Consider the following 17710-nt stretch of genomic DNA (forward strand, 5'->3'; position numbering starts at 1 on the left):
AGTATCTAATAATGATCCAATCGTCCGAAAGTTTGGTTCGAGTGGACGGAGAACCGCAAATCGCGACACGTGGCCTGACTCACCTATCGGAATGCAAGCTGATTTGCTTTCGGAAGTTCTAGCCCTCGTGAAGCCGCAGAGCTATTCTTCCGGCGGTTTTCCTCTGCCTGCGGACATGGCGATTCAGTTTCCCAAGCACAAGGGAGTGAAGTGTTATGCGGTTCTTGCCGGTCAGTGCTGGCTGCTTGTCGATGGCGTAGCAGAACCAGTGCTTTTCAAGGCTGGTGATTGCGTATTGCTTCCGCACGGTCTGCCGCTAAGGCTGACGTGTGATCTTTCTCTCGAGCCGGTTCATTTCACCATTGCCTGGGCTCGGATCGGACAAGCCCAGCAGAGTATTCAGGCCTGCGATGGCTCTACGCTCATCGCCGGCGGCCATTTTGCGTTGACCGGTCTTCATGCAGAAATGCTGCTTCGCTCTCTACCGCCTATTGTTCACATCAGGAGAGACCCAGACAAGTTCTCCTTACGCTGGTCGCTTGAACTCATGAAGGAGGAGCTTCGTGAACCGCAGCCCGGGGGCGTCGTGATTATGCAGCAGCTCGCCTACATGATCCTGGTGCGGGCTCTGCGGCTGCACCTAACCAATTCGAATAGCGGCACTCCCGGGTGGCTTACGGCTTTATCGGACAAGCATATGCGCACCGCAATCTCCAACATGCATCGCGCTCCGGGTTACGCGTGGACCTTGAAGTCGATCGCGGAAAGTGTCGGTCTGTCGCGATCAGTATTTGCTTTGCGCTTTCGCCAGATTGTAGGTAGCACTCCCATGGATTACCTCACCCAATGGCGTATGGCACTTGCCGCGGAACGCTTGAAGAACTCAACGGATGGCGTCGGCATCATCGCGCAGTCGCTTGGCTACGAGTCTGTTGCTGCTTTCGGTAAGGCATTTCAACGCGTCATGGGTTGCTCCCCGCGGAAATACGGCCGAACTCCACGTCAGACTGGAACCACGAGTGGCGGAATGAATGAGAGCTCGGAGGTTGCGATGGTGGATGTGGTGGCGGGTTCTTAGATGTTCATAGAGTTGCTGCGTGTAGGCGCAGCGGCGGCGCTGAGACACAGCAGCTGCGCCATACTGACTCGGAGCAATCCCCATTACTCGTTTGAACAGGGTTACAAATGCATTCGGAGTTTCGTGACCGAATGGGTGGCCAAGCTCGTGATTGGACACCCTGAACTAGCTTGGGCAGCGCCATCAGTGCGCGGAACCGATCACGCGAAGACTGGAAGGACATCCCAGCTTCTTTCAGAAGAGATTCATTAAGGTTCGCGGCGGAGCTGCTACATCCGCTGCCAAGTGTGCGAATGTCCTCAAGATCATTAGCAAGAGAACGCTCAACAGCCATCAGTCGTTGATCCCGTAAGGAGGGCATGACGATGCATTGGAGGGAGAGAACTGATCTCACGAAGGAGCCAGTCCATGATCCGACCATCTTGGCCGTGTTCGTTGTACTCGACTGGCTATCGCCGTGACGCGCCCTACCAGCTCTCGAAGCGATCCGTTCTGAATTTCATTGTGCAAGATCGGCATCTGGAAATTGCGCACGAAGGTGGGCATGCCGATAACCCAGAGATCCGCTCGGATACGATGTGTCATGTCTCCGATCGGGCGAGGTACATGTCGATAGCATCCGCGATCCTGACTTGTGTGCATTTGTCTTTTTGGGCGTATCGATTGGCCGACTTCGAGCAGCACCATCGAACATGACGGACGAGCACGCCATACCCGGATAAGCACGAGTAATGGCACCGCCAGGAGGCACCAGGACAGCGCATTTCACACGCCATCGCCAAGGAGAACCGAAAGCAGGCCGCTCATCGTTAGCAGGGCAATCAGCAGCGGTATACGAAAGGTCTGCTTCTTCTGCGTCCTCATGCTTGCATCTTCTGCAATGACAATTCTTGTGCCAAATCCACGCGGACCTCTCGAGATGGGTCCTTCTTGTTTGCCCAGGGATAAACACCGCTCAGGAGCATAAGGCTGGCAGCAACATCGCGACCTGCCGCCCGAGATCCTCCTCGAGCCCAGCCGCGTCAAGATCCGCGGCGCCGGTACCCCTGCCCTGCTCCAGAACTCTACCTGCCCTTGCTGGCGCTGGAACGGGGTCTCGGCTCCCTCCGCACAACGCATGCCCGCGCCTGGCTCCACACTGCAACAACAGCTGGACAGACAAGAGGCCGGAGCGACTGCTCCGGCCTCTTGTCTGTCCAGCTGTTGAATCGTCCATGACGCAGAAACCGTGAACCATTCCCCGCGCGTTACTGCCCGTGCGCGGCGAGCCAGCTCTCCAGGTTTGCCTGCTGCGCGGACCGAAACTCCACACAGTCCTTGATCTGGGCCTGGGCAATCTCGAACCCACGCGCGGAGGCATGCACAGGGTGCGCGGTGAAAAAGTTCTTCACCTCGTCCGCCTTTTCTGCCGAGCAGAACGAGCCGGCTGCCCGCACAATGTAGCCGCCGTTCATCTCGGTGAGCTGCGCCGAAACCGCTGGCCAGTTGTTCTGGATATAAGCCCACGCGGCATCACGCGTAGCCGGCGAATTCAGTGCACGCCCAAAGACGCCGATCGCGTCCTGGTTGCGCACCTTGCTGGACGCGGCATACGCCATCGCCCGCTCGGTCAGCGCAGGATCCTCGAAGGAGGCCAGCAGTCCCAGCGCCTGCTCCGCATGCTGCGGGTTGTTGTCGGTCTCGAACACGTGCTGCAACTGGCTGAAGAAGGTCGCATCGCCGTGCTGTGCTGCGACCTGCGCCGCCGCCTGCAACAGGGTCGGCTGCACCGAGTTCTGGTCCTGCATGTACTGGCCAACCAACTGCTTCGCCTGCGCGATCGTTTGCGGATCCTGGCCGATACCACCGACCAGCCCGAACAGCTCGGCACGCAGCTCCGATGTGTTGGGTGCTTCGTTGGCCGCGGGCATGCCCAGCGTCGCAAGCTGGGGCTTGTACGTCGCACGCACCCACATCGCAAACTTCTGCCGCTCCGCCGGCGTTGCCAGCAGGCGGGCATTGATCGAGCGCAACGCGCTCAGCATCGTCCCGGTAACGGCAGCGCTGGCGTCAGAGTGGGCCGCTACTGCGAGGTCAAGCGTGCCGCCGATCTTGGCCTTGCCTGCGCGCACCTGGGCCCACTGGTCGCCGATCAGGCTGATGCGCTCGGCCGGGGTAAGGCCGGTCTCGACCTGCTCCACCAGCTTCTGCTCCACGGCAGTCGGGTATTCGCTGCGGTAGTAGCCCTCGCCGCGTGCATTGGCGAAGAACAACGGGCTCGCCGCTACCGGCAGAGACCCGCTCGCACTGCTCAGCAAGGGGCAATCCTGGGCTCCGCCCTTGATGCAGACGGGCACCGTCCAGCTCTGGGCAGGATCTGAGGCATGCGCCTGCTGCGCTGCCGCGCTGCCGTAGAAGCGTGTTTGCGTTGCCGTCACGTGGCCGCTGGCGGGTTCGGAAAAGCTGAGCAGCGGCACGCCCGGCTGCCCGATGAAGCTTTCCATGATCTTGTCAACCGGCTTGCCGCTGGCGGCGGTCTGCGCGCCCCAGAAGTCTTCAGCCGTGGCATTGCCGAACATGTGGGCCTGGAGGTAGTTGTGCACGCCCTTGCGGAACTGCTCCTTGCCGAGATAGCTCTCGACCATGCCCAGCACGGCGCCACCCTTCTGATACGTGATGCCGTCAAACATCTCGTTGATCTCGTCGGGCGTGTTCGCCTCGGCCCGGATGGTGCGCGTAACCGCCTGCGCATCGAGCGCCAGGGTGCTGTCGAGCGAAGCGGCTTCATGCTCCGGAATGTTCCACTCCGGATGCCAGGCCGCGACCGGCTTGCTCTCCATCCAGGTGGCAAAGCCCTCGTTCAGCCACAGGTTGTTCCACCACTGCATGGTCACCATGTCGCCGAACCACTGGTGCGCCATCTCGTGCGCGACCACCATGGCGACGGTCTGCTTGGCGCCGTCAGAGGCATGGTTCTCGTCGACCAGGAAGTCGGTTTCGCGATACGTAATCGCGCCGAAGTTCTCCATGGCGCCGGCTTCAAAGTCGGGGATGGCGATCATGTCCAGCTTGGGCATCGGGTACTTGATGCCGAAGTAGGTGTCGTAATAATGCAGCACAAACTCCGCTGCCTTGACCGCGTAGGGCGTCAGAGCGAGCTTGTCCGGCGTTGCGCAGGCGCGGATCGGCACCCCATCACTTTCGCCGCTGGTGCAGACAAAATCGCCGACCAAGAAAGCCACCAGGTACGTGGACATCTTGGGCGTCGTCGCAAAGCGCAGCGTGTGCTTGGTGCCGCCATTTGCGGGCGTGTCCGAAACGACGTTGGTGTTGGAGATTGCGGTGTCGCCCTTGTCCACGGTGAGGCTTACATCAAAAGTGGCCTTGTAGGCAGGCTCGTCAAACGAGGGAAACGCGCGGCGCGCATCGGTCGGTTCAAACTGCGTTACCGCGTAGTTGCGCTTGGCCGTTTTGGAAAGGTAGAAGCCGCGCAACATGCTGTTGAGCACGCCCGCGTACTGGATCTTCAACGCGACATGCCCGGCAGGCAGAGGCTTCGCGAACGCAAAGGTCGCCTGCTCCTTGTTTGCGTCTTCGCTGACCTGTGCCGTTTGCCCGTCGGCGCTCACCGTTTGGAATGTGATGTCTGCGGCATTCAGCGTGATCGTCGAGGCCGGCGCCTGCAGCACCAGATCGATCGTCTCCTGCCCGGTAAACGTCGCCTTGGCGAGGTCGGGCGTGAGCGCCAGCTGGTAGTGCTGGGGCGTGGCAACAACGGGCAGGCGTTGCGCCAGGGAGCCTGCGGAGCCTGCAGTCACCAGGACCAGGGCCGCTAAAAACTGAGAGCGCTGCGATACAAACATGGGCAGTGTGAAACCTTTCAATGGGAGTGCAGCCAATGCGACGGAGTACGCGCACGTCTGGATAAAAGTTCCAGGGACCTCGGCGATGCAGCGAGCACGCATGCTCTGCCTGCTGCCTGTTCCAGCATGGCCACAACAAAACCCTATCAGGATTCGCGATAGTCGAGCAGCAACAACCCGGCCAGCGCCAGCGCCAGCGGCCATACCAGGCCGGCGACCTTTGCGGCACGGGTGCCGGGCAGTCGCAGCTGCAGCCACCGGCCCCAGCCCGCGGTCGCGCCCAGCACCGCAATCGGGGTGTGAACGAGCTCGGCCAGCACCTCTTCCTGCATATTCGAGAGGCCATGGGTGTGCGTCAGCAGTGCGGCGCCCCCAGCAGCGCACAGCAGCGGGAACACGTAAGCCGCGCGCGCTGAGCGCCAGCGCCGCGTAGCCACTGCCCACTCGAAAAAAGCGAAGCAGGCAATCAGCAGGGCGTACAGCCGATGCTGCAGCACATCCGGCGCGGCGAAGCTTTGCCAGAACGAGCGTGGGCCGAGCGGCCAGTTCTCAGGATCTGCCCGAAGCAGGATGAATACACCGAGCCCAAGGAACAGCAGCGGCCAGTTGCTCGCGAAGCGCCGGGCGCGACCAGTGGGCAGAGCACCTGCTGCGAACGCCAACACCGCGGCACATAAAACAATCAACCCTGCCCAGTGATGGTTGTACTCAGACCAGGCACGGTCGTTCGCATCGCTCACGGCACCCGCACTGTACTGCCCGATCGCGACCGATTGCGCCGCAGTCGTGGTAGGTGTTGCGAGCTGCGCGATCGGCGGGCTGGTAAGACGCGGCGCCGTCCAGCGGGTGCGTTCCACAATCTGGTGCCACGTAAGCCGGTTCTGCCCAAGATCCACCGCCGGTGGCTGCGACGTCAGGGAAGCAGCGGCCAGGATCGCCGTCAGACCAAGACCAATCTCGGCTTCCGAGAAACGGCGAAGCCGGACGAGAAAGCCCGGGCCTCCCGCGCTTACCGGCTGGAGCTGCGTGCTATCTGCCACCGCATTAGTGCCTTTTTTGAGACGCATCAGGCGATAGTTGCCGACGCCGAGCAGCAGCATGCACAGCAACAGGTATGTCTTGGCCAGCACCATCAATCCGTAGGTTGTGCCGTACACGCCTCCCCACGAGCCGATGTAAAACCAGCCCAGCCCGAAGCCAGCGAGGATCAGCGTCGGAACGCTTACCAGAGCCAGCGCCGAGTAGCGCCGCACGACCTGTTGTGCGGCCGCGAGGCTCGGGCTGAGGCGCAACGTGAACAACAGGAACAGCATGGCCCCGACCCAGCCAGCCGTACCCAGGTGATGCAGCGCCGTCAGAACCAGCAGCAGCTTGCGATCTTCGAGACGCGAAGCGGCATGGCTTTGCGCCACCGAAGCAAGCAGGATCACGGCGGCAGGCAGCAGGGTGCCGATGCGTCCGATACGTCGCGGTGCAAACTGCAACCATGCTATGAGCAGCAGAGAACCGGCTACGCCTGCAGCCCCGGCAACGAAAAAGCTCGCCGAGACCAGGCTGAACACCGGCAGCCCGGAGCTGCCGGTGAGGATCGCGACGGACAGTGCAATGGAGGCCGCCTGCACAAAGGCGAACATCCAGGAAAGGCGGACCAGGTGGGTGCGCACCACTGCTACTTGCTGTGCCGTGACACTGCCCGGTACCGCTACAAACAGGAAGAAAAACACGCCGCCAAGTGTCAGCGCTTCCAGCGACAACAACGCGCCGCGCAGCAGAACACTCAGAAAGTCAAAGTCTTTCAGCAGCCAGATCACTCCCTGAGTGTAGCGAAGCGGCTGCCGCGACCTTGCGGGTTACGGCTCTACGTGAAACGCGATCTGCCCACGCGTGATGTGTCCATCGCTCGCAAGGGCCTGCCAGCGCAACGTGTAGGCCCCGGGCTTCAGATCGCCCAACTCGCCGGATACGGCACTGGGGGAGTTCTGTCCATCCAGTTGCACCGACGAGGTGGAACCATCGGGGCTCACCAGCGAAAGTGTGGAGCGTGCGCCGTCCACCCGCGAGTTGAACTTCAACTCGGCATGCAGCTGGCCAACGTGGATCACCCCGCCATCCTGCGGTGTGGAACTGACTAGTAGGGCATGGGCGAGGGCAAGCTGTGGTGCCGCCGCCAGTGCCAGCACAGCAGCGGCGCGAGTTAACTGCAACATGTACGATCTCCTCGGTTCGCGCGACGGATACTCTTCCGCAGGTGAACGTTTAACCCAATCGGTTTGATGCCATGCGGACCGATTGTCCGCTGACTTCAGCAGCGCGTGCCTCGGCATAGGCAGCCGCACCCATCAGCGCTGCACGGCTCTCCAGGATGACGTACACCGGCGTATGAATCAGCAGGTCGCTCAGGCGCCCTTTGTCGGTAAAGGCATGCATGAACGCGCCGTCGCGCATCTTGTCGAGGATCTTGGGCGCGATGCCGCCGCCCAGGAACATACCGCCGGTCGCCAGAACTTTGAGCGCGAGATTGCCCGCCTCTGCTCCGTATGCGGACACAAAGATATCGAGCGACCGCTTGCACAGTTCATCCTGGCCGGACTCACCAAGCTGCCCGATCACCGCGTTCGGATCCTCGTGCGCCATGCGATCGCGCAGCTCCGGCGACTCCGTCATGCCCTGGTCATCGCGCAGAAACGAGTACACGTTCTGCAGGCCAAGGCCGGAGACGACGCGCTCGTAACTCACGCGACCCTGCAGTGTCCGCTGCAAATAGCGCAAGAGGTCGATCTCCACGTCGTTGCGAGGCGCGAAGTCGGAGTGGCCGCCTTCAGACGCGACCGGCACGTGCGTCTTGCCGTTCCACATCAGCAGGGCTTCACCGAGCCCGGTGCCCGCGGAAACCAGCCCGCGATTACCCACGATGCTGGGGTCTCCCGGACTCAGGGTAAATACCTGGTCGTTGGCGAGTTCGGGAATGCCGTAACCATTGGCTTCGAGATCGTTGATCAGAAAGACATGGTCGATGTTGAGGTTGCGCGAGAGCTCGCGCGCATCCAGGAGCCAGGGAAGGTTGGTGAGCTTAAGGCGGCCGTTGCGCACGGGCCCCGGCACGCCGAAGCATGCCGAGGTCACCTCGGGGTGATTGTTCTTCTCGAAGAACAGTTGCACAATCGCTTCCAGCCCTGCGTAGTCCTTGGCTGGAAAGCGCTCGTCGGTGACATGCTGCAGACGGCCATTTTCAAACTGATACAGCGACAGGTGGACCTTGGTGCCCCCCACATCCCCGGCCAGGATCATCGTGCAAGCTCCACATGGCCGGCATGGTCAGCGCCGGGCTTGGGCAGCTTCGCGGCCGCCTTGGTATCGAGCAGAAACAGCAGCGAACCGTTCTTCGGCTGGATCAGTTGCGAAGGGGTTTCGGCTGGATCGTACTCGCCATACAGCACCCGCTCGAGCGGCGCGGCCTTGTCGTCGCCGCCGATCAGGAAGACCACTTCCAGCGCCTCGTTGATGACGGGCGCGCTGAGTGTGATGCGCCAGGTGTCCTTCTGCGGTACGTGGTTGGCGAAAGCAATGCGGCCAAGCTCGTGAATGCCCTCGGTGTGCGGGAAGAGCGAGGCGGTATGCCCGTCATCGCCCATGCCGAGCCATACGACGTCGAAGCGCGGCACCTCGGCGCCCTCCAGGCGAAACTCGCGGCGGATCACCGTCTCATACTTGGCAGCCGCTTCTTCCGGGTCGAGTTCCCCTTCGATCCGGTGCACCTTGTCAGGGTTGGGCGCTACCTTGGAGAGCAGGTTCTCCCGCGTCATGCGGTAGTTCGAATCCGGATCATCCGGGCCAACCGTGCGCTCATCCACCCAAAACAGCTCGACCTTGTCCCAGGGAATGTTCTTGCCGTACGGCTGCGCGGGATCTGCCAGCAAGGCAAACGTCGCTTTGGGCGTCGACCCACCGGAGATCGCGATGCGTGCGCGCCCCCGCTTCTCTACCGACTGCGCGACGCGCTCGGCGAAATGCTTTGCCGCCGCGTGCGCCAGCGCGGTGCCATCCTCATAAACGCGATACGTCACTTCCAAACGCTTTGCCACTGGAATTCCTTTCGTCGATGCGGCGTTAAACCGCGTGCCACGTGTGATTGCTCTTGGCCAGCAACTCGTCGGATGCCTTGGGACCCCAGGTGCCGCTCTCGTAGTTCGGAAAGTCGGCCGGCGGGTTCTTGGCCCACTGCTCCAGCAGCGGCGTGTACAGCGACCAGGCTGTTTCTACGGCATCGCGGTGCGTGAACAGCGAGGCATCGCCAAGCATCGCATCCAGCAGCAGGCGTTCGTAGCCATTGGCCGTGTACTTGCCGAAAGCGTCGACATACTTGAAGCTGGCTTCGACCGGGCACACCACGGTATCGGGCGTGGGACGCTTGTTGCCAAAGGCGATCTTGATGCCCTCATCCGGCTGAATGCGCAGACGAATCAGGTTGGTCGGGAGGCCCTGGCAGTCGCCTTCCTTAGCGCCTTCAAGGATGGGATTTGCCTGCTGCTTGAACTGGATCACAACCTCGGTGACGCGCTTGGCAAGACGCTTGCCCGCACGCAGGTAGATCGGCGTGCCCTTCCAGCGCGGCGTGTCGATGTCGAGCTTCACGGCGCCGAACGTCTCGGTGACCGACTTCGGATCGACGCGGTCTTCTTCGCGGTAGGGCTTGGCGTCCTTGCCGTCCACTGTTCCCTTGCCGTACTGACCGCGCACGGTGTTTTCTTCTGTCAGCGGCTGGATGGCCTTGAACAGCTTCACCTTCTCCGCGATCACGTCCTTGGCATCGTTCGACTTGGGCTTGTCCATCGCCACAAACGCGAGCATCTCCATCATGTGGTTCTGCAGGATGTCGCGCGATACGCCCGCCTTCTCGTAGAACGGGCCGCGGCCTTCGATACCGATCGACTCGGCAGCGGTGATCTGGATGTTGTCGATGTACTCGGAGTTCCAGAGCGGCTCAAACAGCGCGTTGCCGAAGCGGAACACGAAAATGTTCTGCACCGTCTCCTTGCCGAGATAGTGATCGATGCGGAAGATCTGCTCTTCCTTGAACACCTTGGCGACACCATCGTTGAGCGCCTTGGCCGACTCGAGATCGTGGCCGAACGGCTTCTCGATGATCACGCGCACATGCGCATCGCCCTGCGCCTTGTCCATTCCCTGCTCGCCTAGCTTGTCAACGATCTCCTGGAAGAACTCCGGCGCGACGGCGAGGTAGAACAGGCGATTTCCCTTGGTGCCCTTTTCCTTGTCGATGCCTTCGAGCTTCGCCTTGAGCTTCGCGTAGCCTTCGGAGTCGTCGAAGTTGGTGGTGTGATAGCTGATTTTTTCCACAAAGGACGCGAGCTTGGGATCGTCTTCCATGGCGCCGCCGTCGAGGATGCCCTTGCGCATGTCGGGCGCAAAGGTCGCGCTCAGGTCGCGGCGGGCCACACCGACCACGGCAAACTCTTCCGGCAGCAGGCCGGCTTCTTCGAGATGGAACAACGCGGGCAGCAGCTTGCGTTTGGTGAGATCGCCGGAGGCTCCGAAGATGACGACGACGGTCGGTTCAGGCTTGCGGCTTTGCGTCTGGGAAGAGGTAGAGGTGTTCTCGTGATTGCTCATGGTTCCTGTGTTCTCCGTGGTAAACCGAAGGGCTTAAAGCAGCCCAAGCGCTGTGAGCTCGGCGCGCAACGCTGCCGAACCGGTGTAAGCGATGCCGTGCATGCCAAGGCTGGTCGCAGCCTCGGCATTCTTGGGGCGATCGTCGATAAAGATCACTTCCTGCGCGGGCTTCTGCAGTACCTCGAGCGCAAGGCGATAGATTTTTGGGTCGGGCTTGCGAAGCGCCACGTAGCCGGAGCAGAAGAAGGTGGAAAGGTACTGCTTCAATCCGAAGCGGTCAAGCCGCATGTCGTTCAACTCGCGCGACTCATTGTTGAGCTGTCCCATCTGTACCCTGCCGGTGGCATGCAGGTCCTTAAGGATGGGCATGGCGGTATCCGCGAGCACCACAGACTGAGCCTCGATCGCCTGCCGCATCGCCGCCGGGGTAAAGGGCTGCTCACGGAAGAACATGGTCTGCGCAAGATACTGGTCGAAATCGATTGCGCCTTTTTCCCAGGGGTCGTTCAGCTCCGCGTGGCGGCGCTCGAACTCTTCCCGGTCTTCCAGGTGCAGCGCGTCGAAGACGGTCTTGCGCTGATTATGATCCCAGCCGTTGGTCAGTAAGACGCCGCCGATATCCCACAACACGGTGCTGAACTTGCTCATTGAGCTTGCATCCTCGGTTCCTCAGGATATAGATGCATGTGGCCGGATCAACAATGCGGAAACACGCCATGGAAAGCGCAACGTAAAGCAGGCTTCCTTGCGGAAGCCTGCTTTTACGTTTCAGTAGCCGCCCAGAGAAGGCGACGCGCGATGGTTACAGTTCGGTCACACCGGCGAGAGCTGGCGTTTCCTTGCCGACACCAGCGAGCAGTTCCTTGGCGCGCTTGACGATGTTGTCCACGCCGAAGCCAAGCTTCTCGAGGGCCAGCGTGCCCGGTGCCGATGCGCCGAAGCGGTCGAGACCGATCACGTCGCCGTGACGGCCGACCCACTTCCACCAGCCCAGCGTGGCGCCGGCTTCCACTGCCAGCTTCGGCAGGTGGTTTGGCAACACTTCCAGCTTGTAGGCCTCGTCGGTCCGCTCAAACAACTGCCAGCTCGGCATGGAAACCACGCGGGCGTTGATGCCTTCCTTCTTGAGCTCTGCCGCGGCCTTGACGATCTGCCACACTTCGGCGCCGGAGGATAGCATCAGCAGGTCGGGCTTGTCGCCGCCCTTTTCGAGGATGTACGCGCCCTTGCTCACGCTCGCGTACACGTCTACCTTGGTCGGGTCGATGATGGGCAGGTCCTGGCGCGACAGCGCCATGAAGCTGGCTTCCTTGTGCTCGAGCGCCAGGCGCCAGGCAGCCGAGGTTTCATTCGCGTCCGCCGGGCGGAAGTCAACGAGGTGCGGGATCGAGCGCAGCATGGTGAGCTGGTCGATGGGCTGGTGGGTCGGGCCGTCTTCGCCCAGCCCGATGGAGTCATGCGTGAACACGAAAATCGAGTGCACATGCATCAGCGAGGCAAGGCGCAGTGCCGGCTTCGCGTAATCGGAGAAGGTGAAGAAGGTCGAGCCATAGGGGATGACGCCGCCATGCGCAGCCATGCCGTTGACCGCGGCGCTCATCGCAAACTCGCGTACGCCGAAAAAGATGTTCTGGCCCTTGGGGTCGATGTGGAAGTTCGGGGAGTTCTTGAGGATGGTCTTGGTCGACTCGGTCAGATCGGCCGCGCCGCCCAGCAGTTCGGGAACATGCTCAGCAAACGCATTCATGATTGCGCCGCCCGCGTTGCGGGTCGCCATCGGCTTCGCGTCGGCTGCGTACACGGGCAGGCTCTTTTCCCAGCCTTCCTTGAGCTTGCCGGCCTGCACGCGCTCGTACTGTGCTGCCAGCTCCGGAAACTCGCTCTTGTACTTGGCGAACAGCTCGTTCCACTCTGCCTCGTACTTGGCGCCCATCTCGACGATCTGGCCCCACTGCTTGGCTGCCTCGTCCGGCACGTAGAACTTCTTGTCCTCGGGGAAGCCGAGGTTGCGCTTGGTCTCGGCCACCAGCTTGTCGCCAAGCGGCGCGCCATGGGCCTTGCTGGTGCCGGCAACCGGGCTGCCGTAGCCGATGATGGTGCGTACCGCGATCAGCGAGGGCTTGTCGGTAACCGACTTCGCGTGCTCGATCGCCTTGGACAGCGCGTCGAGATCGTTGCCGTCGGCAACGGTCTGCACGTCCCAGTGATACGCCTTGAAGCGGTCCTGCACGTTCTCGGTGAACGAGAGGTCGGTCGGGCCGTCCAGCGAGATCAGGTTGTCGTCGTACAGGAAAATCAGCTTGCCCAGCTTGAGCGTGCCCGCGAGCGATGCCGCTTCGTGCGAGATGCCTTCCATCAGGTCGCCGTCACCGCAGATGCCATAGGTGTGGTGATCGACAATCTCGTAACCCGGCTTGTTGTACACGGCCGCGAGGTGCTTTTCAGCAATTGCCATACCGATGGCCATCGCAAAGCCCTGGCCCAGTGGACCGGTCGTGACTTCCACGCCGTCCGTCTCGCCCAGTTCGGGGTGACCCGGTGTCCGCGAGTGCCACTGGCGGAACTGCTTCAGGTCTTCAAGCGTCAGGTCGTACCCGGCCAGGTGCAGCATGCCGTAGAGCAGCGCAGACGCGTGGCCATTGGAGAGCACAAAGCGGTCGCGGTTGGTCCACTTGGAGTGCTTGGGGTTGTGGCGCATGTACTTGTGAAACAGGAGATAGCTGATGGGCGCGCAGCCGAGAGGGGCGCCGGGGTGACCGCTGTTTGCCGCTTGCACGGCATCTACCGCGAGAAATCGCAGGGTATTGATGGAAAGCTGGTCGATGCCGATCGTGGATTCGCTCATGGGTAGGGAACTTTCTCCGAATATGGTGTGTGTGAACAACGCCCGCAGCGCGGGACGCACGTTTGCGTGGTCAAACCTAGTCTATTCCTGCAAATTCGCGACTGGCACGTCCGCGTGAGGCGCCTGTTCGCTTTTCGGCTGGATTTTCACCGAGAAGTTTCGCCCTTCCCACTGCTTGGTGGCTGTCCAGTACAGGGTAAACGAAAGCTCCCGCTGCTGGCCCGCGGCCGTCGGGATCTCCGCAAAGGACCCCGCGGTTCCCAGGCTGCAGGAGCGCACCGTCTTCTTGGTGAGCCAGTTATCGAAGCTGTATAACGCTTCAAACGGGAGCCCGGAAAGGATGCGCAGCGTCTTGCCTGCCAATAGCGCACTGATCGGGCGCCGCATCTTCCAAACCTCGAACGGGGTAGTGACAGGTCCCGCGCCGTACCGCTCCACCGCCGCGTCGACCCTGTCGAACACGCGACCGTCGCGCGCGGACCGCACCAGCTTGAGGTACTCGGCATGCGCCCACACCAGCGGCATCGCGGAGCCGGCAGGGTCGCCGAGCACCACTGGTCCGGCCGAGGTATGCAGCGCCGTGCGCTGATCCCAGATCTGCTCTGGCAGCATGCTGCCCGGGGAGGCAAAGCCTTCCATCGCCTTGATGAAGGACTTCACCTCGTGCCCGGCAGCCAGTTCATAGTGCCCGCGCTCGCCGGTCAGCAGCGGCCAGGCACGCCCTTGCCCGTAGTGCAGGAACGGTCCACCGCCCAGCTGCTCGCCGTAGCCATCGTGGTTGTAGCGCCGCCAGCACGGGCCCTGCGGGGCATCCACCCGGAGCACGCGATCGACTACCTTGAGCGAGTCGATGATCAGCGGGTCGTCCGCGCGGCGTACGCCGTATCGCACCAGCTCCAGGAAGCCGCCGTCGATGATCGTGCTGGCCGGGAACTCGCTTTCCTCCCACGGGGCGCGGTTGTTGAGGCGGATGTTGCCGGGCGCTACATCGTTGCGATACCAGGGCTCGCCCGGGGCCGGCGGCTGCACACGGATGTAGTGTCGCTTGATCTCGGGGTGCAGGGTGCCTTCGTTGGTGACGCACCAGTCCTCCAGGTGCGACTGGATCCAGTCGGCATGCTCGCCCAGGAAAGTTCCAAGTTCAGGAGAGCCATGCGCAATTGCCATCTCTCCCGCACAGCAAAGGGCGCTGATCACGGCGGCCAGGGTCGAGGGCGAGTAGCCTGCGTTCTCCTCCCAGCGCTCCTGCTGCGTCACCGGGGCAAAGCGCACCAGGAAGCCTGCCGCGCGCGACACAAAGGGAAAGACGTCGAAATTAGAAAGCCCATTGGCCTTCCACAGTCGCCACGCAAGGATGATCGGAAATGCCACCTCATCGAGCTGGATGCCGGTCCAGTACGGCGTGCCGTTGACCCAGAAGTTCTGGGCAAAGCTGCCGTCCGGCTTCTGCGTGCAGGCCAGGTACACCAGCGCCCGCAGCGCGGTCTCCGTGCGGCCCATGGCGAGCAGGCCGGTGGCCGACTGCACCATGTCCCGCGTCCACACCAGGTGGTAGCCGCCCAGGTCGTCATCGCCCTTGGCGTAGCCCCACGGGATCGACATCGACGCGATGAAGGCGCCCGAGTACGTCTTGTCCTCGTGCATCAGCACAACCCGCTGGCTGGCGCGCAGCAGGCGGCCGCCGTCACTGGTCTGCTGTTCCAGGTGGCTGGGCAGCTGCACCCGCTCCCACTGGCGGATAAAGCGCTGCAGGTTGCTTTCAAACGGCGTTGCCAGCGAGCTCATCGTCGCGGACAGCGCGGCATGGTGGCTTTCGCCCAGACCGATGGCCAGCACAAACTCGCGGCTGTTGGCATCCGGGTGCGTGGCGTGTGTCAGGTCCACCTCGCCCATCACGGCGACGTTGCCGTCCAGCGCCGAACCATACTCCCAGTGCATCTGGAAGTCGTGCTTCAGGTCCTGCCAGCCGTCACTGGTCCCCACGAAGCCGCAGGAGGCACGGGAGAAGCCGCAGCTGGTGGCCATCGCGAGCGAGTTGCCGTCGCGCCAGGCAAGCAGGGTGCGGTTGCCGGCGACATCCACCACGCGGGCTGAATTGTTGGCGCCTCCACCGCCCATGTGGGGCGAAAGCAGCGCGTACAGGTGCAGCCTGGATAGCAGCTCCGCCTCCGCGTCGAGGCGCACGCGCACCAGCACCACAGACGAATGCGGATCGCAGATCGTTTCCTTGGTGATGGTGTACCGGCCGCCCGGGTCGCGGTTGACCTGGCGTCCGCCGGGCGCTGCATGGTGGATGTAGGAGAAACTCCGCTCCATGTCGCGCTTTTCTTCGTGGAAGAACGTGTGGCCGTCAGTGATCAGGAAACCCATGTCGCGCGTCTGCGGACGATCGATCGTGGGGTAGTAGATCTCGTTCAGGATGCCGTGCGACGTGGTGTACCAGATCTTGGACGACGCGGAGTAGGCGCAGCCTACGCTGTTCTTGACGCTGGATGTCCAGCGAGCCGGCAGGCCTGGGGCACCCGGCGCCTCTCCCTGCTGTGCAAGCCAGAGGTATTCGGGGGCAAGTAGGGATGCTTCACTCATGTCGCCTCCAGTTTCGAGCCCATAGTACTAGGCCCGCAGTGCAGGGCCAACACCCCTAGGTAAGCATGCGCGGTCCGGGTGAACGGCGCATGAACAGCATGTGGCCGCGCGTGCGAAGTGCCCGGGCTGCTTTCGCGCGAGGTGCGCGCTACAGCACCTGCGAGTTTGCATCCGGATCCGGGTGAAACTGCACCTCGCTCATCGCATGGGTGATCTCGCGATTCTGCATGAAGTACTGCCACACAAAGCCCGAGCGCAGGTTCTCGGCCATCAGCACGCTGATGCCCTGGTCGATGCCCAGCACATCCTCGGCAAACCAGTTTCCTTTCATGTCGAACGCATCTACGAAGCCGTAGCGCGTCCACACGCGGTCGCCCATCTTCTCCCGCATGCTCAGCAGCACGTGCGAGCACTCCGCCGGCAGAAACGGCAGCGAACCGGCAGCCGCGCAGGGGACCAGTGTTCCGTCGAGCGTGCCGATCGATGGCGGCCCACCCCACACCCGGTAGCCATCGCGCGAGTCCGACGCCGAGATCCCCCACATGTCCTGGTCGATCCAGTTGAACTTCTGCCCCAGCCGGATGCACCACAACTGGTGCGCCCGCGTGGCCGCGATGGAGTTGGTGAAGTAGTTGGCGTGGAGGTCACGCTGGTCGCGGTAGTCGCACCAGGCATGCGCATACTGGTGGATAAACAACGGCGCGAGCCCGGAGATGTACTCGATGCCGCCGAAGTTCACCAGCGGCCGTTGCAGTGCGTTCCAGGTCTCGACCGGAATCGGGTGCGTGGGAGAGCCAATGGCCATCAGGTACATCGTCATCAGCTCGGCGTAGATGTCCCAGCGATGCTTCAGAAAGCCCTGCTCCGGCAGCCAGCCCATGGAGAGCGTGGCGCCTTCATCGAGCATCCACTGCCAGTCAATGCGGCGGTAGAACGTGGTGGCCAGTGCCGCAATGCGCGCGTTGCCGGCAAAGTAGGTGCGGCACAGCAGCACCCCGCACAGCAGCAGCGCCGTGTCGATCGACGAAAGCTCGGAGTTGAACATCCTCTGGCCGCTCTCGATATCGATGAAGTGGTAAAGGAAGCCGTGCTCGTGCGGGCAGTCCTCCAGCAGGAAGGCCAGCGTCTTTTCGACGCGCTGCTCGCAGTCGCCGGCCCTCAGGTAGCCCCGCTTGGCGCCGATGCAGAGTGCCGACAGGCCAAAGCCGGTGGCGGCAATCGAGGCTGCGCGGGAGGTGGAGATGCCGGCCGCCGAGGCACGGTCCCGCACCAGCCCGGTCTTGGGGCTCGCCTCGTTGTAGAAGAAGTGGCAGCCGCGCTCTTCCATCTCGTCAAGCAGCGCGTCCGCCTGCTTGGAGACCTGGGTGAGCGGCCGGTTGATGAACTGTCCGGGCGGATGCACGTACTTCTGCGCGGCGGACTGTTCTGGCTGGGGCTGCTGGCCGGGCGTGGTGGGCGGAGCCTGCTGCTGGTTCTGAAACGGCAACCCGCCTCCTCCCATGCCCATGGCCATGGCTTGCGTTGTTCCGAATGGCGTTCCCAGTGTGAGAGCGCCGCTTGCGCTGGCGGCTGCGGCAGCCCGCAGCAACTCCCGGCGGCTCAGGCGACGATCCGTCAATGCTGCTCCCCCGCTCCGCTTGTTCGTTCCAGGCTATCGACCCGTAGCTTCCACTCCGTGTTCATCACCATCAGGGATGCACAAAGCCCCCTCCGCGTCTCATTCGCTCC

11 protein-coding genes are annotated in these 17710 nt (G+C 62.4%); 1 reads left to right on the top strand and 10 read right to left on the bottom strand.

The window, feature by feature from the left end; all coding sequences use genetic code 11:
- The first annotated feature begins 91 nt into the window (after positions 1-91).
- Positions 92-1078: an AraC family transcriptional regulator gene (locus D1Y84_RS04600; protein WP_124847477.1), complete on the top strand. Its 987-nt coding sequence runs from the start codon at positions 92-94 to the stop codon at positions 1076-1078.
- Positions 1079-2325: 1247 nt separating this feature from the next.
- Here D1Y84_RS04600 and D1Y84_RS04605 read toward each other — a convergent pair.
- The 10 genes from D1Y84_RS04605 to D1Y84_RS04650 form a co-directional block, all read right to left on the bottom strand.
- On the bottom strand, positions 2326-4920 hold the full coding sequence (locus tag D1Y84_RS04605; RefSeq protein ID WP_124847478.1) for a M1 family metallopeptidase: 2595 nt from the start codon (positions 4918-4920) through the stop codon (positions 2326-2328).
- A 146-nt stretch (positions 4921-5066) separates the two neighbouring features.
- Positions 5067-6731 carry a copper resistance D family protein gene (locus D1Y84_RS04610; RefSeq protein ID WP_124847479.1) on the bottom strand — a complete coding sequence of 555 codons (1665 nt, stop codon included), beginning with the start codon at positions 6729-6731 and terminating at the stop codon, positions 5067-5069.
- 39 nt (positions 6732-6770) lie between these two features.
- Positions 6771-7127, bottom strand: coding sequence for a copper resistance CopC family protein (locus D1Y84_RS04615; RefSeq protein WP_158615322.1), 357 nt, complete (start codon positions 7125-7127; stop codon positions 6771-6773).
- A gap of 49 nt (positions 7128-7176) precedes the next feature.
- Positions 7177-8208, bottom strand: coding sequence for a glucokinase (glk, locus tag D1Y84_RS04620; RefSeq protein ID WP_124847481.1), 1032 nt, complete (start codon positions 8206-8208; stop codon positions 7177-7179).
- Positions 8205-9002, bottom strand: a complete 798-nt coding sequence (gene pgl / locus D1Y84_RS04625) for a 6-phosphogluconolactonase (RefSeq protein WP_124847482.1) — start codon at positions 9000-9002, stop codon at positions 8205-8207. Before pgl ends, glk begins: the two co-directional genes overlap by 4 nt.
- 25 nt (positions 9003-9027) lie before the next feature.
- On the bottom strand, positions 9028-10551 hold the full coding sequence (zwf, locus tag D1Y84_RS04630; RefSeq protein WP_124847483.1) for a glucose-6-phosphate dehydrogenase: 1524 nt from the start codon (positions 10549-10551) through the stop codon (positions 9028-9030).
- A 33-nt stretch (positions 10552-10584) separates the two neighbouring features.
- Complete coding sequence (locus tag D1Y84_RS04635) at positions 10585-11199, bottom strand: HAD-IA family hydrolase (RefSeq protein WP_124847484.1); 615 nt, start codon at positions 11197-11199, stop codon at positions 10585-10587.
- A 154-nt stretch (positions 11200-11353) separates the two neighbouring features.
- Positions 11354-13396 (bottom strand): transketolase, encoded by a 2043-nt coding sequence (tkt, locus tag D1Y84_RS04640; protein ID WP_124847485.1) that lies wholly within the window; start codon positions 13394-13396, stop codon positions 11354-11356.
- Between the two features lie 81 nt (positions 13397-13477).
- The gene (locus D1Y84_RS04645) at positions 13478-15982 is read right to left on the bottom strand and encodes a glycoside hydrolase family 15 protein (RefSeq protein ID WP_124847486.1); all 2505 of its coding nucleotides are present in this window, start codon (positions 15980-15982) and stop codon (positions 13478-13480) included.
- Between the two features lie 148 nt (positions 15983-16130).
- On the bottom strand, positions 16131-17600 hold the full coding sequence (locus D1Y84_RS04650; protein ID WP_233581129.1) for a glucoamylase family protein: 1470 nt from the start codon (positions 17598-17600) through the stop codon (positions 16131-16133).
- Positions 17601-17710 lie beyond the last annotated feature (110 nt).

This window comes from Acidipila sp. EB88 (genome assembly GCF_003858395.1).
GTDB lineage: Bacteria > Acidobacteriota > Terriglobia > Terriglobales > Acidobacteriaceae > EB88.

Excerpts from the sequence above, each read along its gene's own strand:
- glk (WP_124847481.1), bottom strand. The coding sequence starts at position 8,208 with ATGATCCTGGCCGGGGATGTGGGGGGCACCAAGGTCCACCTGTCGCTG.
- D1Y84_RS04605 (WP_124847478.1), bottom strand. The coding sequence starts at position 4,920 with ATGTTTGTATCGCAGCGCTCTCAGTTTTTAGCGGCCCTGGTCCTGGTG.
- D1Y84_RS04645 (WP_124847486.1), bottom strand. The coding sequence starts at position 15,982 with ATGAGTGAAGCATCCCTACTTGCCCCCGAATACCTCTGGCTTGCACAG.
- D1Y84_RS04600 (WP_124847477.1), top strand. The coding sequence starts at position 92 with ATGCAAGCTGATTTGCTTTCGGAAGTTCTAGCCCTCGTGAAGCCGCAG.
- zwf (WP_124847483.1), bottom strand. The coding sequence starts at position 10,551 with ATGAGCAATCACGAGAACACCTCTACCTCTTCCCAGACGCAAAGCCGC.
- D1Y84_RS04615 (WP_158615322.1), bottom strand. The coding sequence starts at position 7,127 with ATGTTGCAGTTAACTCGCGCCGCTGCTGTGCTGGCACTGGCGGCGGCA.
- D1Y84_RS04635 (WP_124847484.1), bottom strand. The coding sequence starts at position 11,199 with ATGAGCAAGTTCAGCACCGTGTTGTGGGATATCGGCGGCGTCTTACTG.
- tkt (WP_124847485.1), bottom strand. The coding sequence starts at position 13,396 with ATGAGCGAATCCACGATCGGCATCGACCAGCTTTCCATCAATACCCTG.